The organism is Micromonospora sp. R77, from assembly GCF_022747945.1.
Taxonomy (GTDB): domain Bacteria; phylum Actinomycetota; class Actinomycetes; order Mycobacteriales; family Micromonosporaceae; genus Micromonospora.
Map to the genome: position 1 here is coordinate 1,183,447 of NZ_JALDST010000001.1, position 26,133 is coordinate 1,209,579.

The 26,133-nt window shown below is 73.7% G+C and carries 21 protein-coding genes and 2 pseudogenes; 14 read left to right on the forward strand and 9 right to left on the reverse strand.

Annotation, left to right across the window (positions count from 1 at the left end):
* Positions 1–11 precede the first annotated feature (11 nt).
* Positions 12–491 (reverse strand): MarR family winged helix-turn-helix transcriptional regulator, encoded by a 480-nt coding sequence (locus tag MRQ36_RS05250; protein WP_242793310.1) that lies wholly within the window; start codon positions 489–491, stop codon positions 12–14.
* Between the two features lie 100 nt (positions 492–591).
* Positions 592–996: a secondary thiamine-phosphate synthase enzyme YjbQ gene (locus MRQ36_RS05255; protein WP_242793312.1), complete on the reverse strand. Its 405-nt coding sequence runs from the start codon at positions 994–996 to the stop codon at positions 592–594.
* A 164-nt stretch (positions 997–1,160) separates the two neighbouring features.
* Between MRQ36_RS05255 and aceE the strand changes: the two genes are divergently transcribed.
* On the forward strand, positions 1,161–3,905 hold the full coding sequence (gene aceE, locus MRQ36_RS05260; RefSeq protein ID WP_308194780.1) for a pyruvate dehydrogenase (acetyl-transferring), homodimeric type: 2,745 nt from the start codon (positions 1,161–1,163) through the stop codon (positions 3,903–3,905).
* Between the two features lie 269 nt (positions 3,906–4,174).
* Here aceE and MRQ36_RS05265 read toward each other — a convergent pair whose 3' ends face one another.
* Positions 4,175–4,621 (reverse strand): SRPBCC family protein, encoded by a 447-nt coding sequence (locus MRQ36_RS05265; RefSeq protein WP_242793314.1) that lies wholly within the window; start codon positions 4,619–4,621, stop codon positions 4,175–4,177.
* A gap of 188 nt (positions 4,622–4,809) precedes the next feature.
* Here MRQ36_RS05265 and MRQ36_RS05270 point away from each other — a divergent pair, with 188 nt between their 5' ends.
* The 3 genes from MRQ36_RS05270 to gltX are packed head-to-tail and all read left to right on the forward strand — an operon-like array spanning position 4,810 to position 8,871.
* Positions 4,810–6,141 carry a GH1 family beta-glucosidase gene (locus tag MRQ36_RS05270; protein ID WP_242793316.1) on the forward strand — a complete coding sequence of 444 codons (1,332 nt, stop codon included), beginning with the start codon at positions 4,810–4,812 and terminating at the stop codon, positions 6,139–6,141.
* Positions 6,138–7,415, forward strand: coding sequence for an MFS transporter (locus tag MRQ36_RS05275; protein WP_242793318.1), 1,278 nt, complete (start codon positions 6,138–6,140; stop codon positions 7,413–7,415). Before MRQ36_RS05270 ends, MRQ36_RS05275 begins: the two co-directional genes overlap by 4 nt.
* A 46-nt stretch (positions 7,416–7,461) precedes the next feature.
* Positions 7,462–8,871: a glutamate--tRNA ligase gene (gene gltX, locus MRQ36_RS05280; RefSeq protein WP_308194781.1), complete on the forward strand. Its 1,410-nt coding sequence runs from the start codon at positions 7,462–7,464 to the stop codon at positions 8,869–8,871.
* Between the two features lie 340 nt (positions 8,872–9,211).
* Here the strand turns inward: gltX and MRQ36_RS05285 are convergent, their stop codons facing one another.
* Positions 9,212–9,763 (reverse strand): copper resistance CopC family protein, encoded by a 552-nt coding sequence (locus MRQ36_RS05285; RefSeq protein ID WP_242793320.1) that lies wholly within the window; start codon positions 9,761–9,763, stop codon positions 9,212–9,214.
* A 275-nt stretch (positions 9,764–10,038) separates the two neighbouring features.
* Between MRQ36_RS05285 and MRQ36_RS05290 the strand changes: the two genes are divergently transcribed.
* A complete protein-coding gene (locus MRQ36_RS05290) occupies positions 10,039–10,704 on the forward strand; it encodes a hypothetical protein (protein ID WP_242793322.1) in 666 nt (221 codons plus the stop codon).
* A gap of 38 nt (positions 10,705–10,742) precedes the next feature.
* Here the strand turns inward: MRQ36_RS05290 and MRQ36_RS05295 are convergent, their stop codons facing one another.
* The 3 genes and pseudogenes from MRQ36_RS05295 to MRQ36_RS05300 all read right to left on the reverse strand — a co-directional run bounded on the left by MRQ36_RS05295 (position 10,743) and on the right by MRQ36_RS05300 (position 12,728).
* Positions 10,743–11,669, reverse strand: coding sequence for an NADP-dependent oxidoreductase (locus MRQ36_RS05295; protein WP_242793324.1), 927 nt, complete (start codon positions 11,667–11,669; stop codon positions 10,743–10,745).
* Between the two features lie 36 nt (positions 11,670–11,705).
* Positions 11,706–12,031: pseudogene (locus MRQ36_RS33825) on the reverse strand (hypothetical protein).
* A gap of 148 nt (positions 12,032–12,179) precedes the next feature.
* On the reverse strand, positions 12,180–12,728 hold the full coding sequence (locus tag MRQ36_RS05300; RefSeq protein WP_242800849.1) for an orotate phosphoribosyltransferase: 549 nt from the start codon (positions 12,726–12,728) through the stop codon (positions 12,180–12,182).
* A gap of 112 nt (positions 12,729–12,840) precedes the next feature.
* Between MRQ36_RS05300 and MRQ36_RS05305 the strand changes: the two are divergent.
* From MRQ36_RS05305 to MRQ36_RS05330, 6 genes and pseudogenes are all read left to right on the forward strand, one after another.
* Positions 12,841–14,100 (forward strand): annotated as a pseudogene (locus MRQ36_RS05305) (PucR family transcriptional regulator).
* A 78-nt stretch (positions 14,101–14,178) separates the two neighbouring features.
* Positions 14,179–15,345 carry an acyltransferase domain-containing protein gene (locus MRQ36_RS05310; RefSeq protein ID WP_242793326.1) on the forward strand — a complete coding sequence of 389 codons (1,167 nt, stop codon included), beginning with the start codon at positions 14,179–14,181 and terminating at the stop codon, positions 15,343–15,345.
* Between the two features lie 58 nt (positions 15,346–15,403).
* Positions 15,404–16,348 carry a beta-ketoacyl-ACP synthase III gene (locus MRQ36_RS05315; RefSeq protein ID WP_242793328.1) on the forward strand — a complete coding sequence of 315 codons (945 nt, stop codon included), beginning with the start codon at positions 15,404–15,406 and terminating at the stop codon, positions 16,346–16,348.
* 77 nt (positions 16,349–16,425) lie between these two features.
* Positions 16,426–16,665: an acyl carrier protein gene (locus tag MRQ36_RS05320; protein WP_030330276.1), complete on the forward strand. Its 240-nt coding sequence runs from the start codon at positions 16,426–16,428 to the stop codon at positions 16,663–16,665.
* Positions 16,666–16,667: 2 nt separating this feature from the next.
* Positions 16,668–17,894: a beta-ketoacyl-ACP synthase II gene (fabF, locus tag MRQ36_RS05325; protein WP_242793330.1), complete on the forward strand. Its 1,227-nt coding sequence runs from the start codon at positions 16,668–16,670 to the stop codon at positions 17,892–17,894.
* A gap of 21 nt (positions 17,895–17,915) precedes the next feature.
* A complete protein-coding gene (locus MRQ36_RS05330) occupies positions 17,916–19,337 on the forward strand; it encodes a carboxyl transferase domain-containing protein (RefSeq protein ID WP_308194782.1) in 1,422 nt (473 codons plus the stop codon).
* Positions 19,338–19,778: 441 nt separating this feature from the next.
* On the opposite strand, the gene MRQ36_RS05335 is transcribed toward MRQ36_RS05330, so the two are convergent.
* Together MRQ36_RS05335 and MRQ36_RS05340 are read right to left on the reverse strand one after the other, a co-directional pair.
* Entirely contained in the window at positions 19,779–21,509 is a 1,731-nt protein-coding gene (locus MRQ36_RS05335) for a glycoside hydrolase family 3 protein (RefSeq protein WP_242793332.1), read from the reverse strand.
* 25 nt (positions 21,510–21,534) lie between these two features.
* A complete protein-coding gene (locus MRQ36_RS05340) occupies positions 21,535–22,026 on the reverse strand; it encodes a DUF3145 domain-containing protein (protein ID WP_242793333.1) in 492 nt (163 codons plus the stop codon).
* Positions 22,027–22,351: 325 nt separating this feature from the next.
* On the opposite strand from MRQ36_RS05340, the gene MRQ36_RS05345 reads away from it, so the two are divergent.
* From MRQ36_RS05345 to MRQ36_RS05355, 3 genes are all read left to right on the forward strand, one after another.
* Positions 22,352–22,681 (forward strand): hypothetical protein, encoded by a 330-nt coding sequence (locus MRQ36_RS05345; RefSeq protein ID WP_242793335.1) that lies wholly within the window; start codon positions 22,352–22,354, stop codon positions 22,679–22,681.
* Between the two features lie 204 nt (positions 22,682–22,885).
* Positions 22,886–23,824 carry an alpha/beta fold hydrolase gene (locus MRQ36_RS05350; protein WP_242793337.1) on the forward strand — a complete coding sequence of 313 codons (939 nt, stop codon included), beginning with the start codon at positions 22,886–22,888 and terminating at the stop codon, positions 23,822–23,824.
* Positions 23,825–23,933: 109 nt separating this feature from the next.
* Positions 23,934–26,051 carry an AAA family ATPase gene (locus MRQ36_RS05355; RefSeq protein ID WP_242793339.1) on the forward strand — a complete coding sequence of 706 codons (2,118 nt, stop codon included), beginning with the start codon at positions 23,934–23,936 and terminating at the stop codon, positions 26,049–26,051.
* Positions 26,052–26,133: the final 82 nt, after the last annotated feature.

The following is a 26,133-nucleotide window of genomic DNA, read 5'->3' on the forward strand; positions in this document are numbered from 1 at the left end:
TCCGCGCCGGCTCAGTCCGCGTCGCACCGCTCCGGGCAGCCGCCGTCGGACACCTTCCAGACCAGGTCACGCAGGGTGGCCAGGTCGGCGGTGCTGAGTCCGTCGAGGAGTCGGGAGTCGGACATCACCCGGTGCACCCGGTCGCGGGTCCGCCGGCCGGCGTCGGTGACCAGCAGCGTCTTCTGCCGCCGGTCGGTGGGGTCGACCCGCCGTTCCACCAGACCGGCCTGCTCCAGCTTGTCCACCAGGGCGGTCACGTTGGAGCGGTCGCAGTGCAGCTGCTCGGCCAGGTCGCGGGCGGGCAGCGGGCGGTCCGGGTCCAGCTCGTGCAGGGCCCGGGCGGTCGCCGGAGTGAGCCCCAGACCGGCGATCTCGACGTCCTGGTGGTGCCGGATGGCGGCGGCGACGTGCAGGATCCGGCGCACGGCGTCCCCGGCCACATCGGAGCGGTCGTCCGCCCCGGCAGCCTCGGTGGGGACGGACCGCGCCATGACCCCCATCGTACGTCCCGTCGACGGGGCGACTGTCCGGCGAACGGCGACGACCGGGGCCCGGCTGCCACCTGGTGTCACCGGGGTCGGGAGGGGTCGGTCAGGCGGGGAGGAAGGAGAAGCGGACCTTGCGGGTCGGGTTGTCGCCGTTGGTGTCGACCAGGCAGATCGACTGCCAGGTGCCGAGGGCGAGGCGCCCGTCGAGCACCGGCAGGGTCGCGTACGGCGGGACGAAGGCGGGCAGCACGTGGTCGCGGCCGTGCCCCGGCGACCCGTGCCGGTGCCGCCAGCGGTCGTCGGTGGGCAGCAGGTCGTCCAGGGCGCGCAGCAGGTCGTCGTCGGAGCCCGCGCCGGTCTCGATGATCGCCAGCCCGGCGGTGGCGTGCGGTACGAAGACGTGCAGCAGCCCGTCGCCCTGCCCGGAGACGAACCGTTCGGCCTCGGCGGTGATGTCCCGGACGGTCGGCCGGGACCCGGTCTGGACGGTGATCACCTCACTGCGCATGCGGCCCATTCTCCCGTAGCGGGCCGGGCGCCGCCGACGGACAAAGTTACTGGTGGGTACCTGTGTTGAGCGTCGCGTCTGGGGGAGCCAGAGGTGACGACTGGCGCCACGAGGGGGCAGGATGGCGCTAGAGACCTATCCCACACACAACCGAGGGAACGCCTGTGGCTACGGAACGCAAGCGCCCGGTGATCACCGCTGGTCTGCCGAGCCAGCTTCCGGACATCGACCCTGAAGAGACCGGCGAATGGGTCGAGTCGCTCGACGGTGTCATCGACGAGCGCGGGACCAAGCGCGCCCGGTACGTCATGCTGCGCCTGCTGGAGCGGGCCCGCGAGCGACAGGTCGGGGTGCCGTCCCTGACCACCACCGACTACATCAACTCCATCCCGCCGGAGCGGGAACCGTGGTTCCCGGGTGACGAGCACATCGAGCGACGGATCCGGGCCTACATCCGGTGGAACGCCGCCATGCTCGTGCACCGGGCGCAGCGCCCCGAGATCGGCGTGGGCGGCCACATCTCCACCTTCGCCAGCTCGGCGTCCCTCTACGAGGTGGGCTTCAACCACTTCTTCCGGGGCAAGGACCACCCGGGCGGCGGCGACCACATCTTCTACCAGGGTCACGCCTCCCCCGGCATGTACGCGCGGGCGTTCCTGGAGGGGCGGCTGAGCGAGAGCCAGCTCGACGGCTTCCGCCAGGAGCTGTCGCACCCGGGCGGCGGGCTGCCGTCGTACCCGCACCCGCGGCTGATGCCGGACTTCTGGGAGTTCCCCACCGTCTCGATGGGTCTCGGCCCGCTCAACGCGATCTACCAGGCCCGGTTCAACCGCTACCTGCACCACCGGGGCATCAAGGACACCTCCCAGCAGCACGTCTGGGCGTTCCTGGGTGACGGCGAGATGGACGAGGTCGAGTCGCTGGGCGCGATCGGCGTGGCGGCCCGCGAGGAGCTGGACAACCTCACCTTCGTGATCAACTGCAACCTGCAGCGCCTGGACGGTCCGGTCCGCGGCAACGGCAAGGTCATGCAGGAGCTGGAGGCGTTCTTCCGGGGCGCCGGCTGGAACGTCATCAAGGTGGTCTGGGGCCGGGAGTGGGACCCGCTGCTCGCGGCGGACACCGACGGCGCGCTGGTGAACCTGATGAACACCACGCCCGACGGTGACTACCAGACCTACAAGGCGGAGTCCGGGGCGTACGTCCGGGAGCACTTCTTCGGCCGCGACCCGCGGACCCGCAAGATGGTCGAGCACCTGTCGGACGACGAGATCTGGAACCTCAAGCGGGGCGGGCACGACTACCGGAAGCTCTACGCGGCCTACAAGGCGGCGATGGAGCACACCGGTCAGCCGACGGTGATCCTGGCCAAGACGATCAAGGGCTGGACGCTCGGCTCGCACTTCGAGGCCCGGAACGCCACGCACCAGATGAAGAAGCTGACGCTGGAGGACCTGAAGCTCTTCCGCGACCGGCTCTACCTCGACATCCCGGACAAGCAGCTGGAGGAGAACCCCTACCTCCCGCCGTACTACAACCCGGGCGAGAAGTCCGACGAGATGCAGTATCTCCGGGAGCGGCGGCAGCAGCTCGGCGGCTACCTGCCGTCGCGCAACACCGCCCGCAAGACGCTCGCGATCCCCGGCAAGGAGCGGTTCGCCGACGTCAAGCGCGGCTCGGGCAAGCAGAAGGTCGCCACCACGATGGCCTTCGTCCGCCTGCTCAAGGACGTGATGAAGGACAAGGAGTTCGGCAAGCGCTGGGTGCCGATCATCCCGGACGAGGCCCGCACCTTCGGCATGGACTCGCTCTTCCCGACGGCGAAGATCTACTCGCCGCACGGGCAGAAGGCCACCTCGGTGGACCGGGAGCTGTTCCTGTCGTACAAGGAGGCCACGACCGGGCAGATCCTGCACGAGGGGATCAACGAGGCCGGTTCGGTGGCGTCGTTCACCGCCGCGGGCACCGCGTACGCCACCCACGGCGAGCCGATGATCCCGCTGTACATCTTCTACTCGATGTTCGGCTTCCAGCGCACCGGCGACGGGTTCTGGGCGGCGGCCGACCAGATGGCGCGGGGCTTCGTGCTCGGCGCGACCGCCGGCCGGACCACGCTCAACGGTGAGGGCCTCCAGCACGAGGACGGGCACTCGCTGCTGCTCGCCGCGACCAACCCGGCGGTGGTCGCCTACGACGCGGCGTTCGCGTTCGAGCTGGCGCACATCATGGAGAACGGCCTGCACCGGATGTACGGGGAGACGCAGGAGAACGTCTTCTACTACCTGACGGTCTACAACGAGCCGATCTTCCAGCCGGCCGAGCCGGAGGGCGTGGACGTCGAGGGCATCGTCAAGGGCATCCACCGCTACTCCCCCGCCCCCGCCGTCGACGGGGACGCGCCGAAGGCCAACATCCTGGCCTCCGGCACCGGCATGCAGTGGGCGCTGAAGGCGCAGGAGATCCTGGCCGAGGACTGGGGCGTGGCCGCCGACGTCTGGTCGGTGACCTCCTGGACCGAGCTGCGCCGGGACGCGGTGGAGTGCGAGGAGCACAACCTGCTCAACCCGGGCGGCGAGCAGCGGGTGCCGTACATCCAGCAGAAGCTGGCCGACGCCGACGGGCCGAAGGTCGCGGTCAGCGACTGGATGCGCGCGGTGCCGGACCTGATCTCCCGCTGGGTACCGGGCGACTACACCTCGCTCGGCACGGACGGCTTCGGCATGTCGGACACCCGGCACGCGCTGCGCCGGCACTTCCACGTGGACGCCGAGTCGGTCGCGGTCGCGACGCTGCGGCAGCTCGCGCTCCGCGGCGTGGTCCCCGCCGACGTCCCGGCCGAGGCCGCCAAGAAGTACGCGCTGGACGACGTCAACGCCGCCCCGGTCGGTGAGACCGGCGGCGACAGCTAGCTCGTACGCGAAAAGGGCCCGGCGCACCCCACGCCGGGCCCTTTCCCCACCCCAACCCACCCACCCCGCCGCGCCCCGCCCCGCCCCGCGCGTCGATCATGGAGTAGTGGCGGCTGACAAAAGGGGCGTAAGTTCGGGATCGGGCGCCACAACTCCATGATCAACCGTGTCGGGGTGGGGTGGGGTGGGGTGGGGTGGGGCGATGGTCCGGCGTTCCTGGCGGGAACGCCGGACCATCGTCGTCGCGGGTGGCGCCGGGGACGGGCCGGTCAACCGACGGCGGCCAGGTCGGTCAGCCGGGCCAGCGAGTCCTCCAGGTCGGCGCCGACCCGACGGAGGCCCAGCCGGAGCAGGGCCGCCTTGACCGGGCCGGCGGGCCAGCGTACGACGATGAGCCGCACGACGGTCCCGCCCTCCTCCTCGTCCGGGGTGAGCTGCACGTAGATCTCGGTGCGCGCCTCGGCGCGGGCACCGGCCCCCTTGGCCCGCTCGCGCCAGCCGATCAGGGTGGGCTCCTGGTAGGCGATCACCTCGGCCTCGTGCGCCGAGCCGCGCCCGGCCTGGACGAGCTGCCGCCGCCCGAAGCCCTCCCCGGAGAGGACCTCGGCGGCGCGGACCCCGGCCAGCCAGGCCGGCAACTGCTCGGCCCGCTGCACGACGTCCCAGACCACTTCCATCGGCGCCATGACGTGGGCACTGCGTTCCACGAGGATCATTTCTGTCTTTCCCCCACTAAGGACACATCCGAGATATTCCGCACTCTATGCGGTAAATCGGACTTACCCGGACGGGTTCGGCAAAGACACGCCGAAAAGCCTTGCGCCGCCGGCACTCGCGGGCCTATGGCGTATCGGCGGTCGGCACCCTAGAGTCGCGAGCACGCTTCGCGTTTCTGGGAGGGCGAATGACCACCGCGTCGATGCCGGAGTTCCCCGCCGGGTTCCGCTGGGGGGTGTCCACCTCCGCCTACCAGATCGAGGGCGCGACCGGCGCCGACGGCCGGGGACCGTCCATCTGGGACACCTTCGCCCACACCCCCGGCCGGATCGCCGACGGCAGCACCGGTGACGTCGCCTGCGACCACTACCACCGGTACGCCGAGGACGTCGCGCTGCTCGCCGGGCTCGGGGTGTCCGCGTACCGGTTCTCGATCGCCTGGCCGCGGGTGCAGCCCACCGGCACCGGGGCGGCCGACGCGGCGGGGCTGGACTTCTATGACCGGCTGGTGGACGAGCTGCTGCGCCACGACGTCGACCCGGTCGCCACGCTCTTCCACTGGGACCTGCCGCAGTCCCTCCAGGACGCGGGCGGCTGGCTCGCCCGGGACACCGCCGCCCGCTTCGCCGAGTACGCCGACCTGGTCGCCGCCCGCCTCGGCGACCGGGTGAGGCTCTGGATCACCCTCAACGAGCCGTTCATCCACATGAGCCTCGGACACGGCATGGGCGTGCACGCCCCCGGTCAGGTGCTGCTCTTCGGCGCCTTCCCGGTGGCCCACCACCAACTGCTCGCCCACGGGCTCGCGGTCTCCGCGCTGCGCGCCCGCAGCGCCAGCCCGGTGGCGATCGCGAACAACTACTCACCGGTGCGGGTGCTCGGTGACTCCGACGCCGACCGGGCCGCCGGGGTGGCGTACGACGCGCTGCACAACCGGCTCTTCACCGATCCGCTGCTCGGGCTCGGCTATCCCGAGGTGCCGGGCTTCGACGCCGGGGCGGTCCGCGCCGGCGACCTGGACGTGATCGCCGCCCCGGTCGACGTCCTCGGGGTCAACTACTACAGCCCCACCGGCATCCGCGCGGCCGAGGCCGACGCCCCGCTGCCGTTCGAGATCGTCCCGCTCGACGGCTACCCGCGGACCGCCTTCGACTGGCCGGTCGCCCCGGACGGGCTGCGCGACCTGCTCGTCGGGCTGCGCGGCCGGTACGGCGACCGGCTGCCACCGATCCAGGTCACCGAGAGCGGCTGCGCGTACGACGACGTGCCGGACGCCGACGGCCGGGTGCACGACCCCGAGCGGATCGCCTACCTGGACGGGCACCTGCGCGCGGTCCGCGAGGCGATCGACGCCGGCGTCGACGTGACCGGCTACTTCGTCTGGTCGCTGCTGGACAACTGGGAGTGGGCCGAGGGGTTCACCAAGCGGTTCGGTCTGGTGCACGTCGACTACGCCACCCAACGGCGTACCCCGAAGTCGTCGTACACCTGGTTGCGCGACCGGATCGCGCGGCGATGACCACGGTGGACCCGACGCCGGCGTCGCTGCCGGCGGCGCTCGCGGAGCCGACCGTGCCGGTGCGGCGCAGCTGGATCGCGCTGATCTTCGCGGCCAACCTGGGCGTCTGGATGGCCTTCTTCACCCCGATCCAGGTGCTGCTGCCGCAGCAGATCGAGCGGATCGCGCCGGGCGACAAGGAGGCCATGCTCGCCGTCGTCACCGGGCTGGGGGCGCTCGCGGCGGTGCTGGCGAACCCGCTGGCCGGGGCGCTGTCCGACCGGACGGTGATCCGGCTGGCCAACCGGCACCTCGGCCGGCGGCACGTGTGGACCGCCTCGGGCGCGGTGCTCGGCGCGGTCGCGCTGGTGCTGCTGGCCCGGCAGGACACCGTCGCCGGGGTGGCCGTCGGCTGGGTGGCCGCGCAGGTCTGCTTCAACGCGATGCTGGCCAGCCTGACCGCCGCCATCCCGGACCGGGTCCCGGTCGCCCAGCGCGGCGGCGTCTCCGGCTGGGTGGGCATCCCGCAGGCGCTCGGCCTGGTGGTCGGTGCCGTCCTGGTCACCGCGCTGGTCCGCGGCAACGCCGCCGGGTACGCCGCGATCGCGGGGGTGATGCTGCTGCTGTCGCTGCCGTTCGCGCTGCTCACCGCCGACGACCCGCTGCCGCGCGAGCACCGGTCGGCGCTGCGGCTGCGCGGGCTGCTCGCCTCGATGTGGATCAGCCCGCGCCGGCACCCGGACTTCGCCTGGGCCTGGTTCACCCGGTTCCTGGTGCAGACCGGCAACGCGCTGGGCACCCTCTACCTGCTGTACTTCCTCACCGACGGGGTGCGGGTGGCCGACCCCGAGGGTGGGCTGCTGGTGCTGATCCTGCTCTACACGCTCGGCATGATGCTCACCGCCGTGGTCGCCGGCCGGCTGTCGGACCGCTCCGGCCGGCGCAAGGTCTTCGTGATCACCTCGGGCGTGATCATGGCGGTGGCGGCGCTGCTGCTCGCCGTGGCGCCGACCTGGCCGATGGCCGTCGTCGCGGCGCTGCTGCTCGGCGCGGGCTACGGCGTCTATCTGGCGGTGGACGCGGCGCTGATCACCCAGGTGCTGCCGGCCGCCACCGACCGGGCCAAGGACCTCGGCGTGATCAACATCGCCAACTCCGCGCCGCAGGTGCTCGGGCCGGCGCTGTCGGCCCCGATCGTGGTCCACCTCGGCGGCTATCCCACCCTCTACGCGGTCACCGCGGCGGTCACCCTGCTCGGCAGCGCCCTGGTTCTCAAGATCCGTTCGGTGCCCTGACCGGCCCCCTCGGTTATCCGCTGGGCGGCGGCCGTAGGCTGGGGGCGTGACGGTACGTGTACGCTTCGCCCCTTCCCCGACCGGTATGTTCCACGTCGGCGGCGCCCGCTCGGCCCTGCAGAACTGGATCTACGCCAAGCAGCAGGGCGGGGTGTTCGTGCTCCGCATCGAGGACACCGACGCGGCCCGCAACTCCCCCGAGTGGACCGAGGGCATCCTGTCGGCGCTGGACTGGATCGGCATCGAGCGGGGCAGCTACGAGGGCCCGTACTTCCAGTCGTCGTACGCCGGGGAGCACCGGGCCGCCGCACAGCGGCTGCACGACGCCGGCCGGGCGTACTACTGCGACTGCACCCGCGAGGCCGTGCAGGCCCGTACCGGCTCGCAGTACCAGGGCTACGACGGCTTCTGCCGGGACCGGGGGCTCGCCGCCGGCGAGGGGCGGGCACTGCGCTTCCGTACGCCCGACGAGGGCGAGACCGTGGTGGTCGACCTGATCCGTGGCGAGCCGACCTTCGAGAACAAGCTGATCGAGGACTTCGTGATCGCCCGGGGCGACGGGTCGCCGGTCTTTCTGCTGGCCAACGTGGTCGACGACATGACCATGGGGATCACCCACGTGATCCGGGCCGAGGAGCACCTGCCCAACACCCCGAAGCAGCAGCTGCTCTGGGACGCCCTCGGGGTCAAGCCGCCGATCTGGGCGCACGTCCCGGTGGTGGTCAACGAGAAGCGGCAGAAGCTGTCCAAGCGGCGCGACAAGGTCGCCCTGGAGGCGTACCGGGACGAGGGCTACCTCGCCGGCGCGATGCGCAACTATCTGATGCTGCTCGGCTGGGCCCCGTCCGGCGACCGGGAGATCGTGCCCTGGTCGGTGATCGAGGACGAGTTCCGGCTCGACGAGGTGAATCCCTCCCCCGCGTTCTTCGACGAGAAGAAGCTGCGCGCGTTCAACGGGGAGTACATCCGGGCCCTGCCGGTGGAGGAGTTCGTCGCCGCCTGCCAGCCGTGGCTGACCGGCACCGACACCATCGCCCCGCCGCCGTGGCAGCCGGAGGAGTTCGACGCCGCCGCGTTCGCCGCGGTCGCGCCGCTCGCCCAGACCCGGATCGCGGTGCTCAGCGAGATCGTGCCGAACGTCGACTTCCTCTTCCTGGCCGACCCGCTGATCGACGAGGCGGCCTGGGCCAAGGCGATGAAGGAGGGCGCCGCCGACCTGCTGGACGCGGCGGTCGCCGCCTTCGAGGCGCTGGAGTCCTGGGACGCCGAGACGCTGAAGTCCACCCTGGAGGCGGTCGGCGCGGAGCGTGGTCTGAAGCTCGGCAAGGCGCAGGCCCCGGTCCGGGTGGCGGTCACCGGCCGTACCGTCGGGCTGCCGCTCTTCGAGTCCCTCGAGGTGCTCGGCCGCGAGCGCACCCTGACCCGGCTGCGCGCCGCCCGGGTGCGCCTGGTCTGACCTTCGACAACCGCAGGGCCCGCCGGTCAGCCGGCGGGCCCTGCGTCGTACGGCGGCGGTCGTGCGGGGCGGCGGGCTCCGTGCCGCCCTTGGCGGCGGGCTCCGTGCCGCCCTTGGCGGCGGTCGTGCCCGTGGGTCACCGCCTGCGCCCGACCGGCCCGGGCCGCACCCGCCCGACGCGGCGCGGGCACCTGGCCCGGTGCCGCCTTTGCTCTGCAGCCCTCCACGCAGCACCTCGGCCCGCCCAGGGTGCTGCGTCGTGTCCGCCGCAGAGCAAAGGGGGCGTGCGGAGGTGGGTCCGGCCCCGGGCCGGGGCCGGCCGGCGGCCCGACCGGACGGGTCAGCGGCGGCGGCGCCGCAGGAGCAACCCCGCACCCAGCGCGACGACCAGGACCACCACGCCGAGCGCCCACCACCATCCGGTACGCCCGGCGTCACCCGTCGGCGAAGCGGCGGGCGTCGGGCGGGCGGCGGCCGAGGTGGCCGGCGCGCTGGTGGGCGCGACGCTGGCCGACGACGGGCTGGTCGCCGGGGCGCTCGGCGAGGCGGTCGCGGACGCCCCGGCGGTCAGGGTGAAGGTCAGCTGCCCCCGCACCGGGTGCCCGTCGGTCGAGCCGACCTGGTACGCGACCGTGTAGACGCCGGGCGGACCCGCCACGAAGGGCACGCTCACCCGGTTACCGGCGAAGGTCGGCGCACCGGAGGCCGTGGCACGGTCCGGCCCGGTGACTGTGATCCTCGTCGTATCCGGGGAGGGCGTGGCGAGGAAACGGAGCTCGATCCGCTTCGGGGCGGTCGCCAGCCGGGCCCCGTTCTTCGGATCACTGCCGGTCAGCGAGTTGTGCGCCGCCGCCGGCACGGCCGGCAACGCCAGTGACACGCCGATCGCCACGCCGAGAACGGTCACCCAGGCACGCGCCACACGTACGGTCCTGCCCCCCATGCACTCCTCCGTAAAGGTACGATCCGGCCGCTGATCAACGGTCGCTCGTTAGTCGGGCGCAGATCGCACATAGTTCCAATTACTCTTCCAGCAGCTGCAACCCAGCGACGTTCTGCGGAGTCTTTGAGGTGGACACCCGGTCTGCGGGCACGGCCACCGCCGTCTTCCGGTCAGCGTGTCACCTGCAGTGGAAGCCACCCATCGAACGGGGCGAGGAGGCGGCGATGGTCCGACAGGTGAGGCGGCTGCTGGCCGCGGTGACCGGGGCGCTGATCGTGACCGCAGCCTCGCTGGCCCTGGTCGGCGCACCGGTCCGCGCCGCCGGGGTCGCGCCGCCGAAGCCGCCACCGGCCGGGGTGGACATCTCCGGTGACCGGCTCGGCGAGCCGCTGCGGCTGCGCGCCGACACCCAACCGGTCGAGGTGGGCGCGGTCATCGACCAGGTCAGCTGGCTCGGCAGCACCGGCCAGCAGCGCGGGCCGGCCGCCGACAGCCTCGGTCCGAAGTACACGATCGTGGTGCTCGCCGGCGAGGTCCCCCGGTCGACGTACGACCTCTATCCGCTGGCCAGGGGCGGGCCCCGGGTCTACCGTCCGGCCCGGCAGCCCGGCCCGGGCAAGGCCAAGGCCGGCTGGTTCTTCGGCCGGCTCAACATGTCCGAGTCGCTGCGTACCGCGGGGGTGCCGCTGGAGCGGCAGTTCGACACGGTCAGCGGTGGTGTCGGCGGCGGCGAGCGGGTCATCCCCGAGGACAGCATGAACCCGGCGCAGGACATCGACGAGGCGCTCGGCGAACTCCAGCGGCTGCTGCTGCTCAACGTCGGGGTGATGCTCGTGATCACCTTCGGGCTCGCCGGGATCGCGCTGCTCATCCGGCGCCGCACCCACTGACCGGGCCGCCCGGCGACCGCACCGGGACGGCCCACCGGTCACACCTCCAGCACGACCTTGCCCCGGACGTGCCCCTCCGCCACCAACCGCTGCGCCGGGCCCGCCTCGGCCAGCGGGAACGTCCGGGCCACGTGCACCGTGAGCCGGCCGGCGTCGACCAGTCCGGCCAGCATGCTCAGGTCGGCGGTGGACGGCTTGACGAACAGATAGCTGCCGCCCAGCCGGGTGACGTGCTCCGGGTCGGCGGTCGAGACCAGCCGGGCCGGGCGGGTCAGCAGCTCGGCCGACACGTCCAGCGCGTCGCCGCCGAACAGGTCCAGCGCCACGTCCACCCCGTCGGGCGCGACCGCGCGGACCCGGTCCAGCAGGCCGTCGCCGTAGCTGACCGGTTCGGCGCCCAACGACCGGACGAAGTCGTGGTTGGCCTCGCTCGCCGTGCCGATCACCCGGTCCGCGCCGAGCGCCCGGGCCACCTGCACCGCCAGGTGGCCCACCCCGCCGGCGGCCCCGTGCACCAGCACGGTGTCCCCCGCTCCGGTGCGCGCCAACTGCAACGCCTGGTACGCGGTCAGTCCGGCCAGCGGCAGCCCACCCGCCTCGACCCAGGACGCCTGCACCGGCTTGTCCGCCAGGGTCCGCTCCGGGGCCGGCACCAGCTCCGCGTACGTGCCGTGCTGGACGTCGTCGCGCCGGACGTAACCGATCACCTCGTCCCCCACCGCGAAGCCGGTGACCGCCGGCCCGACGGCTTCCACGACCCCCGCGGCGTCCCAGCCGGGCACCAGCGGGAAATGGGTCGGCAGCGCACCGGCCAGGTGCCCGTCGCGCACCTTCCAGTCGACCGGGTTGACCCCGGCGGCGCGGACCCGCACCAGCACGGTGTCCGGGCCGACCGGCGGGTCCGGCAACTCCCGGAGGGTGAGTGTCTCGGCCGGGCCGTACGCGTCGATCGCGATCGCCTTCACCCTGCCCACGCTAGCCGCCGGGCGGCCTCCGCGTGGTCAGCACCAGCGGCGTGGCGGCCGTTCCCGGCGGATCGCCCGGGTACGCGGGCGGACCGCGCCGTGCTGGTGCGCGCCGGCCCAGCCGGCCAGCTCGCTGCGGCAGCCCTGGGCGGGCGCCGTGGCCGGCACGGCCGGCTCCGGTCCCGCTGCCGGGGCACCGGCACGTCGTCCTCGGCCCGCTCGGGCACCCGCCCGACCGTCGGCTCCGCCGCATGCGTCACACCGCTCGACCGGCGGGGGTGCTTGCCCGCCGCTGCCGGGTCGTGGCCCGGCCGGCAGGGCTCGCCCTGGGCGCAGCCATGTTCGGCCTCCCCGTGCGCCATCCCGGTCTCCTCACGCTCGCCATCGCCCGTGGGGCAGGTCGCCCCCACGGACTCTGACACCGTACTGGCCGGTCCTGACGCCCGGTGCGGCGCGTACCCGCCTCGACCGGTGGCCGTGATCGTTCCCGCCGGCCGGGGCCGGCGGCGCTCAGCCGGCCCGGTGCGCCTCCAGGTCGGCCCGGGTGAGCAGGGCACGCAGCGTGATGCCGTGCCCGGCGAGCGCCTCGCCACCGCCCTCGGCGCGGTCGATCACGCAGAGCGCGTGGTCGATGCGGGCGCCCAGCTCGCGGAGCTGGCCGGTGGAGATGACCACCTGGCCGCCGGAGGTGACCACGTCCTCCACCACCAGCACCCGCCGGCCCGCCACCTCGGCCCCCTCGGCGAGCCGGGCGGTGCCGTACGGCTTGGCGGTCTTGCGGACGAAGGCGCACGGCAGGCCGACGTGCCGGGCCAGCGCGGTGACGACGGGGATGCCCCCCATCTCCAGGCCGGCCAGCACCTCGGTGCCGGGCGGGACGAGCGCGGCCAGGCCGGCCGCGACCCGGTCCAGCAGCACCGGGTCGGCCTCGAACCGGTACTTGTCGAAGTACTCGTCGGCCACCCGGCCGGAGCGCAGTACGAAACGTCCGGTCAGCCGGCAGGTGGCGTCGATGTCGCGGGCCAGCGCGGCGGTCCCGTGGTCGGTGGCGGTGTCGATGTCGGTCACGGGAGATCATTCTCGCCGGCCGGTGGTGCCGCGTCGAGCCGCGTCCCGCCGGCAGCCGGACCTCGGCGTCCCGGCGCAGGTCAGCACATGTCAGGCTGGAGTGGTGAGCGAGCCGGGCGCCAGCGACCTGTCGGCCACCCTGCGCCGGATCGAACGGGCGGCGGGGGCGCTGGCGACCGCCAGCGTCTCCCGGATGGACGAGACCCTGCCCTGGTTCCGGTCGCTCCCCGCGGACCAGCGCTCCTGGGTCATGCTGGTGGCCCAGGCCGGCGCCCGGTCGCTGGTGCAGTGGCTGCGCGAGGGCGGCGGCACCGCGGACAGCACGCAGGAGGTCTCCGACGAGGTCTTCGCCACCGCTCCGCAGGCGCTCGCCCGGTCGATCAGCCTCCAGCAGACGGTGGCGCTGATCAAGGTGACCATCGACGTGGTCGAGGAGCAGGTGTCGCACCTGGCGGTCAAGGGCGAGGAGCAGCAACTGCGCGAGGCGGTGCTGCGCTTCTCCCGGGAGATCGCCTTCGCCGCCGCCCGGGTCTACGCGCGGGCCGCGGAGTCCCGCGGCTCCTGGGACGCCCGGTTGCAGGCGCTGCTGGTGGACGCGCTGCTGCGCGGCGACTCACCGGACGTGCTGGCCAGCCGGGCCGCCGCGCTGGGCTGGCCGGACGCCCCGCCGGTGGCGGTGGCGGTGGGCCGTTCCCAGGCGGCGAGGTGGCCGCCGTACTGCACACCGTCTACCGGCAGGCCCGGCGGATCGGGGTGGAGGTGATCGGCGGGGTGCACGGCGACCGGCTGGTCATCGTGCTCGGCGGGGCCGCCGAACCGTTGTCCGCCACGCAGAAGCTGCTCACCGCGTTCGGGGACGGGCCGGTGGTGGTCGGGCCGGCCGTACCCAGTCTGGACGAGGCGACGGAGTCGGCGCGGGCCGCGCTGGCCGGCTTCCGCGCGGCCGGCCTGGCCGACCGCGCCGCGCCCGGTGCCGGCCGGGGACCTGCTGCCCGAGCGGGCCCTGGCCGGGGACGCGGAGGCCCGGCGCCGGTTGCGCCACGACGTGTACGCCGCCCTGGCCCGGGCCAGCGGGGAACTGCTGGAGACGCTGGACGCGTTCTTCGCGGCCGGCGGCACGCTGGAGAGCGCTGCGCGGGCCCTGTTCGTGCATCCCAACACGGTGCGCTACCGGCTGAAGCGGGTGGCCGAGGTGACCGGCTTCTCCCCGCTCACCCCGCGCGACGCGTTCGCCCTCCAGGTGGCGCTGACCGTCGGCCGGTTGGACCCGGTCCCGGCGGTCACACCCGTCCCGAGCCCGACAGCGAACGCAGGAGTGCGAAAAACGTCACAGAACGGCGATGATCACCGCCGATTTTTGTAGGAACCCGACAAACCTTCTAGTGCGGTTTGGTGGCGGACGCTACAGCGCGACCGGTGAGTATCCGTCAGAGTCTTAGACGTGCTCGCCGTACTCTCGCCCGGCCAGGGTTCCCAGAAGCCCGGCTTCCTCGCTCCCTGGCTCGACCTGACCGGCACGGAGGCCCGGCTGCGCTGGTGGTCCGCGCTGGCCGGCGTCGACCTGGTGCACCTCGGCACGCAGGCCGACGCCGACGAGATCAAGGACACCGCCCGGACCCAGCCGCTGCTGGTCGCCGCGGCGCTGCTCGCCGCCGAGCACCTGCCGATGTACGACGTCGCCGTGACCGCCGGGCACAGCGTCGGCGAGCTGGGCGCCGCCGCCCTCGCCGGGGTGCTCCCGGCCGAGGCCGCCATCACCCTCGCCGGGGTACGCGGCCGGGAGATGGCCGCCGCCTGCGCGCTGGAGCCCACCGGGATGGCCGCCCTGCTCGGCGGCGACCCCGACGCGGTGCTCGCCGCGATCGAGGCGCACGGGCTGTACGCGGCCAACCGCAACGGCGCCGGGCAGATCGTCGTCGCCGGCTCGATGGACGGGCTGGACAAGTTCGCCGCCGACCCGCCGGCCCGGGTCACCCGGCTGAAGGTGGCCGGCGCCTTCCACACCCCGTACATGGGGCCCGCCGAGGCGGCGCTGTCCCGGATCGCGGCCGGGATCACCCCGGGCGACCCGGTCCGGATCCTGCTGTCGAATCTGGACGGGTCGGCGGTCAACCACGGCCGGGAGATGGTGCAGCGGCTGGTCCGCCAGGTCACCGCGCCGGTCCGCTGGGACCTGTGCATGCGTACCCTGGCCGACCTCGGCGTCACCGGCGTGATCGAGCTGCCGCCGGCCGGCACCCTGGCCGGCCTGCTCAAGCGGGAGCTGAAGGCGACCGGCGTACCCGAGATCGTCACCCTGAACACGCCCGACGACCTGCCCGCCGCCCGCGACCTGATCGCCCGGCACAGCGGACTGCGCGGCCACGAGCCGGTGGTCCAGTTCCGGGTGGTGGTCTCCCCCGCCGCCGGCACCTTCACCCCGGCCGCCGACCTGGCCGAGGGTGCCGACCTGCGGCTCGGTCAGGTCATCGGGCACGTGGCCACCCGGCAGGGGCCGGTCGAGGTCACCGCGCACGACAGCGGGCTGCTCACCGAGTGGCTCGCCCACCACGACGACCCGGTCGCCCCGGGCCAGCCGCTCGCCCGGATCGGCGGACAGCAGCTGTGACCGCGCGCAACGAGCCGGCCCTGCGGGTCCCGCAGTCCCACACGAAAGGCAGGCACTGATGGCCGGCAGCAGGATCCTCGCGATGGGGCACTACCAGCCGTCCCGGGTGGTCACCAACGACGACATCGCCCAGCTCGTCGACACCAACGACGAGTGGATCCGGGACCGGGTCGGCATCGCCAGCCGCCGGATCGCCGGTGACGAGACGGTCGCCGACATGGCCACCGCCGCCGCCGGCAAGGCGCTGGCCAACTCGGGCCTCACCGCCGCCGACATCGACCTCGTCGTGGTCGCCACCTGCACCTCGGTCGACCGCAGCCCCAACGTGGCCTGCCGGGTCGCCGCCAAGCTCGGCATCACCGCGCCCGCCGCGTACGACCTCAACACCGCCTGCTCGGGCTTCGCGTACGCGCTCGGCACCGTCGACCACGCCATCCGGGCCGGCGCGGCCCGCAACGCGCTGGTGATCGGGGCGGAGAAGCTCTCCGACTTCACCGACTGGACCGACCGCTCCACCTGCATCATCTTCGGTGACGGCGCCGGGGCCGCGGTGGTCACCGCCACCGCCGACGGCGAGCCGGCCGGGATCGGACCGGTGGTCTGGGGCTCGGCCCCGGAGAAGAGCGACGCGGTACGCATCGAGGGCTGGCGGCCGTACATCGCGCAGGAGGGGCAGTCGGTCTTCCGTTGGGCCACCACCGCGCTGGCCCCGCTGGCGCTGCAGGCCTGCGAGCGGGCCGGGGTGGCCCCGTCCGAGCTGGCCGCGTTCGTGCCGCACCAGGCCAACGCCCGGATCATCGACGGCATCGCCAAGCGGCTGAACATCCCGGACGCGATCATCGCCAAGGACATCGTCGAGTCGGGCAACACCTCGGCGGCGAGCGTGCCGCTGGCCCTGTCCAAGCTGATCGAGCGGCGGGAGGTGCCCTCGGGCGCCCCGGTGCTGCTCTTCGGCTTCGGCGGCGGCCTGACCTACGCCGGTCAGGTCGTCCGCTGCCCCTGAAGACCCGGTCCGGCCCCGGCCGTACCGCACCGCCAGCCGGCGGAGAACAACCCCCTATGGAGAGGAACCACACCACAATGACCCGTGACGAGATCACCACCGGCCTCGCCGAGATCCTCGAAGAGGTTGCCGGGGTGAACCCGGACGACGTGGCCGAGGGGAAGTCCTTCACCGACGACCTGGACGTCGACTCGCTCTCCATGGTGGAGGTCGTGGTGGCCGCCGAGGAGAAGTTCGGGGTCAAGATCCCGGACAACGAGGTGCAGAACCTGAAGACCGTCGGGGACGCGGTCAGCTACATCGCGGCGCAGTCCTGATCATGAGTCGTCCCGACGTCGTCGTCACCGGGCTCGGCGCGACGACCCCGCTCGGCGGGGACGTCGCGTCGACCTGGGACGCCATGCTCGCCGGCCGCTCCGGGGTGAGTGCGCTCACCCAGGAGTGGGCCGAGCAACTGCCGGTCCGGATCGCCGCCACGCTGGCGGTGGATCCGGCCGGCCTGCTCGACCGGGTCAAGCTGCGCCGGTTGGACCGGTCCGAGGCGATCGCGATCATCGCGGCGCAGCAGGCCTGGGCGGACGCCGGCCTGGCCGACTCCGGGCTCGACCCGGAGCGGTTGGGCGTCAGCGTCGGCTCCGGCATCGGCGGTGCGCTGACCCTGCTCGCCCAGGACGACATCCTGGAGGCGTCCGGCCCGCGCCGGGTCTCCCCGCACACCATCCCGATGCTGATGCCGAACGGCCCGGCCGCCTGGGTCGGGCTGGAACTGGGCGCCAAGGCCGGCGTGCACACCGTGGCGAGCGCCTGCGCGACCGGTGCGGAGGCGATCGCGCTCGGGCTGGACATGATCCGCGCCGGCCGCGCCGACGTGGTGGTGGCCGGCGGCACGGAGGCGGTCATCCACCCGCTGCCGATCGCCGGGTTCGCCTCGATGCGGGCCATGTCGACCCGCAACGACGACCCCGAGCGGGCCTCCCGCCCGTGGGACAAGGGCCGGGACGGGTTCGTGCTCGGTGAGGGCGCGGGCGTGGTGGTCCTGGAGCGGGCCGACCACGCCGCCGCGCGCGGCGCCCGGGTGTACGCCCGGCTCGCCGGCTCCGGCATCACCTCCGACGCGTACGACATCGTGCAGCCGCACGCCGAGGGCGAGGGCGCGATCCGGGCCATCGCGAAGGCCGTCGCCGACGCGGACGTGGCGAGGACGGACATCGTGCACGTCAACGCGCACGCCACGTCGACCCCGGTCGGCGACATGCTGGAGATCGGCGCGCTGCACAAGGCGCTCGGCGACCACCCGGTGCTGACGGCGACCAAGTCGATGACGGGTCACCTGCTCGGCGCGGCGGGGGCGCTGGAGTCGATCGCCACCATCCTGTCGATCCGGGACGGGGTGATCCCTCCGACGATCAACCTGGACGACCCGGACGAGGGCCTCAACCTGGAGGTGGTCGCCCACAAGGCGCGGCACATGGAGATCCCCGCCGCACTGAACAACGCCTTCGGCTTCGGCGGCCACAACGTGGCCCTCGTCTTCACGCGGGTCTGAGCGCACGGCCGGGAGGCACCAGTGACCAGGACCGCCACGAGCCCGAACAGTGCGACGGACCACCGCGACCCCGAGGTCCGGCTCCGCGCCCTGTTCGACACCGGCTCGCTGCGCCTGATGGCGCCGCGGGACGCCTCCGGCGTGCTCTGGGCGCGGGGTGAGATCGACGGCACGGCCGCGATCGCGTACGCCACGGACGCCACCCGGATGGGCGGCGCGATGGGCATCGACGGTTGCCGGCACGTGGTGGACGCGATCGACACGGCGGTGCGGGAACGGGTGCCGGTGCTCGGCCTCTGGCACTCCGGCGGTGCCCGGCTCGCCGAGGGCGTGGTGGCGCTCGACGCCGTCGGGCAGGTCTTCGCCGCCATGGTCCGGGCCTCGGGGCGGGTGCCACAGATCTCCGTGGTGCTCGGCCCCGCCGCCGGGGGCGCCGCGTACGGGCCGGCGCTGACCGACATCGTGGTGATGAGCGGGGCCGGCCGGATCTTCGTCACCGGTCCCGAGGTGGTCCGCAGCGTCACCGGCGAGCAGGTCGACATGGAGCGCCTGGGCGGCCCCGAGCCGCACGGCCGGCGGTCCGGCGTGGTGCACGTGACCTGCGCCGACGACGGGACGGCGCTGAGCGAGTCACGCCGGCTCGCGGCCCTGCTGGGTCGCCAGGGCCGGCTCTGTCCCGACGACGTGCCGGTCGGCGTCGAGGACGGGCACGACCTGACCGCGCCGATGCCGACCGGAACCAACCGGGCGTACGACGTGAAGCCGGTGGTCAGGGCGCTGCTGGACGTCCCCGGTGTGGAGTTGCACGCCAAGTGGGCGCCGAACGTCGTGACCACGCTGGGCCGGTTCGCCGGCCGGACGGTCGGCGTGGTCGCCAACAACCCGCTGCGGCTGGGCGGCTGCCTGGACGCGTCCAGCGCCGAGAAGGCGGCCCGGTTCGTGCGGATGTGCGACTCGCTCGGGGTGCCGCTGGTCGTGCTGGTCGACGTGCCCGGGTATCTGCCCGGGGTGGGCCAGGAGTGGGACGGCGTGGTCCGGCGGGGCGCGAAGCTGCTGCACGCCTTCGCCGAGGCGGTGGTGCCGCGGGTGACCCTGGTGACCCGCAAGGCGTACGGCGGCGCGTACATCGCGATGAACTCGCACTCGCTCGGCGCCACCGCGGTCTTCGCCTGGCCGAACGCGGAGGTCGCGGTGATGGGTGCCGGCGCCGCCGTGAACGTCCTGCACCGCAAGCGGCTCGCCGCCGCGCCGCCCGAGGAGCGGGAGGCGCTGCGGGAGCGGCTCGTCGAGGAGCAGGTCCGGGTCGCCGGTGGCGTCAACCGGGCGCTGGAGATCGGCGTGGTGGACGACGTGATCAAACCGGAGGAGACCCGGCGGCGGCTCGCCGAGGCGCTGGCCGGCGCGCCGGCCGCCCGGGGCGCGCACGGCAACATCCCGCTGTGACGGCGCGGAGAGACCCCGGCCACCGTCCCGCCGTGGACGGCGATCGGGCACCGCGAGTTCACCGCGCCTGACCCGTCACCGGTCACCGGTCACCCAGCGTTACACCGCCCCACGCCGGTTGAACCGTCGCGCTGCGTGACCAATTTTTCCGGCACCTCAGCCGCTCGTCACTGCCCCGCCGCGGCACAAGCCCGCTGAGCTGGGGCTCCGGCGGGGCAGTCCGTCGGCGGCCCGACCCGTGCCGCTCCCCTTTGCTCTGCAGCCACCGACGCATCGGTCAACCGACGGTGTGCGCTGCGTCGGTGGCGGCAGAGCAAAGGCACCGAGGTGGTCACCTCACTCAACGGGCAACCATCACTTTCCGTCACCGTCCTGACCCGGAACCCGCCCGTCGCCTCGACCGGACTGCGGGCATCGGCCGGAACGCGCCCGGCCGGTCCGTCAGGTGCCGCAGGTGGTGGCGGGAAGCCCGCTCACCGGAACGGGGTTCCGGCCACCCGGCCGAGCCTTGCCGGCGAGCACGTCGGCCAGGGCGGTCATCGACGCCCGGCCGGACGAGTACGTCGCCAGCAGGGTGGGCGACTTGGCGCCGGCCAGCACGTACGGGGTGTCCATGGCGACCGTCACGGCGGCGTCGGCGCGCAGGTCGCCCGTGCCGTCGCCGTACCCGACGAGGTGCACCACGGTCCCGCCGGACGGCACCACCTTCACCCCGGCGGCGGTGAGCGCCTCGGTCAGCGCCGCCCGGGTCTTCTCCCGGCCGCCCGAGGAGGTCACCGTGACCGGGCCGCGCACCGGGGCGCCGCAGGTGCCGCGCAGCTGGGTGACCGCCGCGGCGGCGAGTTCGGCGGCGGCCTTCCGGTGTTCCGCGCTGTTCAGCGTGGACATCTCCGGGGTGGGGCGGTCGGCGATGGTGAACTTCATGGTGAGCACCCGGGTGGCCGCCTCGACCAGCCGGGCCCGGGGCAGCGAACCGTCGCGCAGCGCGGCGAGCAGCCCGTCGTACGCCTGGCCGACGTTCGGGGTCATCAGGATCAGGTCGTTGCCGGCGGTGAGCGCCCGGACCGCCGCCTCCCCGGGCGACCAGCGCTTCGCCGGCGGCATGTTCATCCCGTCGGTGATCACCACGCCCTTGAAGCCGAGCTGGCCGCGGAGCACGTCGGTGAGCAGCTTGTGGGAGAAGGTCGCCGGGGTGCCGGGGTCGACCGCCTTCACGTCGAGGTGGGCGGACATCACGGCCAGCGCGCCGGCGTCGATCCCGGCGCGGAACGGCGGGAACGCGGTGCGGTCCAGGACCGCCCGGGACTGACTGATGACCGGCACGTCCTTGTGCGAGTCGGTGGCGCTCAGGCCGTGCCCGGGGAAGTGCTTGACGCTGGCCGCCACGCCCGCCGACTGGAGGCCCCGTACCGCGCCGGCGACCTGGGCGGAGGCGTTGGTCGGGTCGGCGCCGAAGGAGCGGGAGCCGATCACTGTGCTGCGGGTGGCGAGCACGTCGGCGACGGGGGCGAAGTCGAGGTTGACGCCCATCGCGGCGAGTTCGGTGCCGGCGGCCCGCCAGGCGGCCTCGGTCAGCGCCGGCTTCCCGGCCGCGCCGGCGGCGAGCGGGCTGGGCAGCAGGGTCACCCCGTCGGTGATCCGGGTGACCACGCCGTACTCCTGGTCGGTGCCGATCAGGAAGGGCGCCGGGCCGGCGGCGAGCTTGCCGGCGGCCTCGCGCAGCCCGGTGGTCAGCTCCCGGACCTGCTTCGGGTTGTCGACGTTGGTGGTGGCCTGGTTGGCGCCGGTGGGGTCGTCGGCGCTGAAGCCGACCAGGATCAACCCGCCGAGCCGGTACTTCGCCACCATCTGGGCGGGGGTGTCCACCCCGGCGAGCGCCCGGTTGCCGGCGGCCGAGCCGGGCGAGACATCGGTCGCCGAGCTGCCGTAGGCGTAGGGCATCAGCACCTGGCCGACGAGGTCCTCGTCGGCCAGCGTGCCGACCAGGGCCGCCGCGCGGGCGGCGGGGTCACCGGCGGTGGGGCTCGGCGCGGTGGCGGTGGCCGAGGAGCCGCCGGGTGACGGGGTGGGGCGCGGCCGTTCCGGGTCCGTGGAGCACCCGGAGACGAGCAGCGCGGTCAGTGCGGCGAGCGCGACGCCGGCACGTCGCGAGGAAATCGACACGTCGCCCACCGTATCGGGGCAACTCGGTTGCCTGTCACCCCACCCGGGTGAGCAGGGTCACCGGGGCGCCGTCGCCGGCGTACCGGTAGGGCTCCAGTTCGGCGTCCCAGGCGGTGCCGAGGGCCTTGTCCAGCGCGTGCGCGAGGGCCTCGGGGGCGCGGGCGGCGGCCATGATGGCGCGCAGCCGGTCCTCGCCGAGCTGGATGTCGCCGGCCGCGCCGACGGTGGCCCGGAACAGGCCACGCCCCGGGACGTACATGAACCGTTCGCCGTCGGCGCCCGGACCGGGTTCCTCGGTCACCTCGAAACGGATCATGGGCCACTGCCGGAGGGCAGCAGCCAGTTCGGCGCCCGTCCCCGGGCTACCGGTCCACCCGCACTCGGCCCGGCGGGCGCCGGGATCGACGGGCTGGGCCGTCCACTGCAGGTTGACCGGCGCGGCGAGGACGCGCGCGATCGCCCACTCGACGTGCGAGCACACGGCGAGCGGGGTCGAGTGGACGTATACGACGCCACGCGTTGGCACGGTGACCTCCCGGAGAGCGAGGTGCGTCTTCCCCTACGACCTCGTCCGCCAGGCGGATCCCGCAACACATGATGACCCGTGTGACGGATGGTGCGCCAGGGAATCGGAAAATTCGCCGGGCGCCGCGGGTGGGAAATACCCGGGAGGCTGACCCGGTTGACCCCGTCAGACGACGCGATGACCAGCCAGGGGTCGTGGTCGTGTACAGTTCTCTGGGCGGTTCTGTGCCGCCGTACATCTTCGCGGGCCGAGGCTCCATCCGGGCGTCACCCGCACCAGCCCCCGGACGATCAAGTCCTCCCGTACGTCTGCAAGGAGTACCTCCGTGGCGAGCAACACCTCTAAGACCGCGCGCGCGTCAGTCCGGGCCGGCCAGGCTGGCCAGGGTGGCGCCCTCAGCGTGCTGGGCGAGTTCAAGTACGTGATCCCGCTCAACAGCGGCAAGCACGCGTACGTGCGCAACCTGACCAACGGCAAGACCGTGCACCTGCGTACCGACTCCGACGCCTTCGTCGAGGAGATCCGGGTGCTGGCCGCCGCCGGCCACGCCGCCAAGATCCGGGCGGAGCTCAACGGCCTCGCCGCCGCCCACCCGGGTGACGGCTGGGACAAGACCGAGAAGCGCCTCGTCGAGGCCGGCGTCTTCGAGGGCTGAGCCCTCCCCGCGCAACACCACGGAACCGCCCGTCGGGTCACCCCCGGCGGGCGGTTCCGTGTCTTGCCGTCCCAGGCGAACGTGCACAGTCCGGTTGCGAATCTTCTCACCGGCACGGTTGGCGTGTTGTCATGACGGGTAGCCGGTTGTTACCGCCGGGTTACGCCGGTGTGGAGATGCCGGCCGGCCCTGGGGAGGTGACGGATGCCGGAGCAGACGGAGGTACGGCTTCCCGACGACGTACGCCTGCACGTGGAGGTGACCGGGCCGGCCGACGCCGAGGTCACCGCGGTCCTGCTGCACGGCTGGACGCTCGACGGGCGCAGCTGGCACCGGCAGATCACCGAGATCCGGGAGCGCTTCGGCGGCCGGGTCCGGGTGGTCACCTACGACGCCCGGGGGCACGGCCGGTCGAGCTGCATGGCGCTGCGTACGGCGACGCTGGCCCAGCTCGGTGACGACCTGGCCGCGGTGGTGGACGAGTTCGCCCCGACCGGGCGGGTCGTCCTGGTCGGGCACTCGATGGGCGGCATGACCGTGATGGAGTACGCCCACCGCCACCCCGACCACTTCGCCGCCCGCACCGCCGGGCTGGTCTTCGTCTCGACCACCGCCGAGGGGCACACCCACACCGTCTACGGCCTCTCCCCCCGGATCGCCCGGTTGATCCGGCTCGCCGAGACGACCGGCGCCGGGGTGCTGGCCCGGTGCGGATCCTGGCGGCCACCGCACGCCCTGCTGCGCGCACTGCGCCCGAGCATCCGCTGGATGCTCTTCGGCGACCGCTGCGACCCGGCCGACATCCGGCTGGTCACCTCGGCGGTGGCCCGCGCCTCGCTCCGCTCGATCGGCGGGTTCCGCGCCTCGATCGGCGCCCAGCACCGGCTGGACACCCTGGCCGCGCTGGGACACCTGCCGGCCGCCGCGCTGGTCGGCGACCGGGACCGGCTGACCCCGCCGCCCTGCGCGGAGTCGATCGCCGGGGTGCTGCCGGCCACCGAGCTGACGGTCTGCCCGGGGGCCGGGCACATGCTGATGATGGAGCGGCCGGCGGAGGTCAACGCGGCGCTGACCGGGGTGCTCGGGCAGGTGCTGGGGCAGCCGGCGGTGGAACCGGCGAACCGGGTGGGAACGGCCGGATAACGGTCGGGCCGGGCGGGCGGGGCGCCGGGGAGCGGCATGGCCCCGACGCGGGCCGGCGCGGTGCCCGTACCCTCATTCAGCCTGCCCCGCGACCTCAGGAGCCCCCGCGTTGAGCGACCAGACCACCCTGGAACGGGAGATCGCCGCCGAGCAGCGGCATCTCGACCGGGTGTACGCCCGCCTGGCCGAGCTGCGGCGGTCCGCCGCCGACGCGGAACGGGAGGGTTACCGGCTGGCCCGGGTCGGCAACTTCGGCGCGCTGGTGGAGCGGGACGCGATGGTCTTCCACGCGGCGCAGCGGCGGCACGTGCTGGACGCCGAGCACGAGGGGCTGGTCTTCGGCCGGCTCGACCTGCGGACCCGGCAGGTGCTGCACGTGGGGCGGCTCGGGGTCCGGGGGAACGACGCGGAGACGCTGGTGGTGGACTGGCGGGCGCCGGCCGCCGCCGCGTTCTACCAGGCCACCCCGGCGGAGCCGATGGGCGTGGTCCGGCGGCGCACCATCGGGTCGTCGGCCGAGAAGGTGACCCGGATCGAGGACGACCTGCTCGACCCGGCCGCCGCCCCGCCGGAAATGGCGGTGGTGGGTGACGGGGCGCTGCTGGCCACCCTGTCCCGGGCCACCGGCCGGGGCATGCGGGACATCGTCGCCACCATCCAGCGGGAGCAGGACGAGGCGATCCGCTCCCCCGGCAGCGGCGTGACGATCGTCTCCGGCGGACCGGGCACCGGCAAGACCGCCGTCGCCCTGCACCGCGCGGCCTACCTGCTCTATTCCGACCGCAGCCGGTACGCCGGCGGCGGCATCCTGGTGGTCGGCCCGTCCGGCGTCTTCGTCGAGTACATCGCCTCGGTGCTGCCGTCGCTGGGCGAGGAGACGGCCACCCTGCACTCGCTGGGCTCGCTCTTCCCGGGCCTGTCGGCGTCCCGTACCGACCCGCCGGACGTGGCGGCGGTGAAGGGGTCGTTGCGGATGCGCCGGGTGCTGGAGCGCGCGGCCCGGGACGCGGTGCCGGACTCCCCCGGTGAGCTGCGGCTGCTCTACCGGGGTGAGCTGCTGCGACTGGAGCGCCGCGAGCTGGACGGCGTCCGGGACCGGGCGCTGGTGCGCGGCGCCCGCCGCAACGAGGTGCGCCGGGTCGGTTTCGACGGCGTGCTCGCCGCGTTGTACGCGCAGGCCCGCCGGTTGCGGGTCGGTCGGCTGCCGGAGCAGCGCGCCTTCGAGGACGAGATCATCGAGCGCCCCGAATTCCGGGAGTTCCTGAAGGCCTGGTGGCCCCGCCTGCATCCCCGGCACGTGCTCGGTTGGCTGGCCCGACCGGAGCGGCTGCGCCGGTACGCCGACGGGATCCTGTCCCGTGCGGAGATCCGGCTGTTGGCCGAGGCGTACCGGAGCCTGGAGGTCGACGGGTTGACCATCGCGGACATCGCGCTGCTGGACGAGTTGGACGCGCTGCTCGGCAAGCCGGTGCGCCCGGCGAAACCGAAGCGCGACCCGTTCCAGCTGGCCGGTGGGGTACGCGAGCTGAGCACCGCCGCCGACCGGCAGCGGGCGGCCCGCGCCGCCGCCCGGGAACGTCCGGAGGACTACCGGGAGTACGCCCACGTGGTGGTCGACGAGGCGCAGGACGTGTCGCCGATGCAGTGGCGGATGGTCGGCCGGCGGGGCCGGTTGGCGTCCTGGACGGTGGTGGGCGACCCGGCGCAGACCGCCTGGACGGGTGACCCGGAGGAGCTGACCCGGGCGCGGGACCAGGCGTTGGGGCGGCGACGCCGGCACCAGTTCACGTTGACCACCAACTACCGCAACTCGGCGGAGATCTTCGCGGTGGCGGCGGCGGAGATCCGCCGGCTGTACCCGGACCTGCCGCTGCCCACGGCGGTCCGGTCCACCGGGGTCGAACCGGTCGAGCGGACCGTGCCGGCCGCCGCGCTGCCGGCCGCGACGGTCGAGGCGGCGGGCGCGCTGCTGGCCGAGGTGGAGGGAACGGTCGGCGTGATCACGCCGGTGCCGCGCCGGGACGAGGTGGCCGGCTGGCTGGGCGACCTGGGCGGCTCCCGGCTCCAGGTGGTGACCAGCCTCCAGGCCAAGGGCATGGAGTACGACGGCGTGGTGCTGGTCGCGCCGGGCGAGATCCGGGCGGACCCGGGGTCGGGGGTACGGACGCTCTACGTGGCGCTGTCCCGGGCCACCCAGCGGCTGACCACGATCGACCCGACGGGCTGAGTCGCCCCACCGGCAGTTGTGGCGGCGGTTGCCGGACGTTCACTTGCACACATAGCAATGTGAACATAGATTGGGTCGGGCT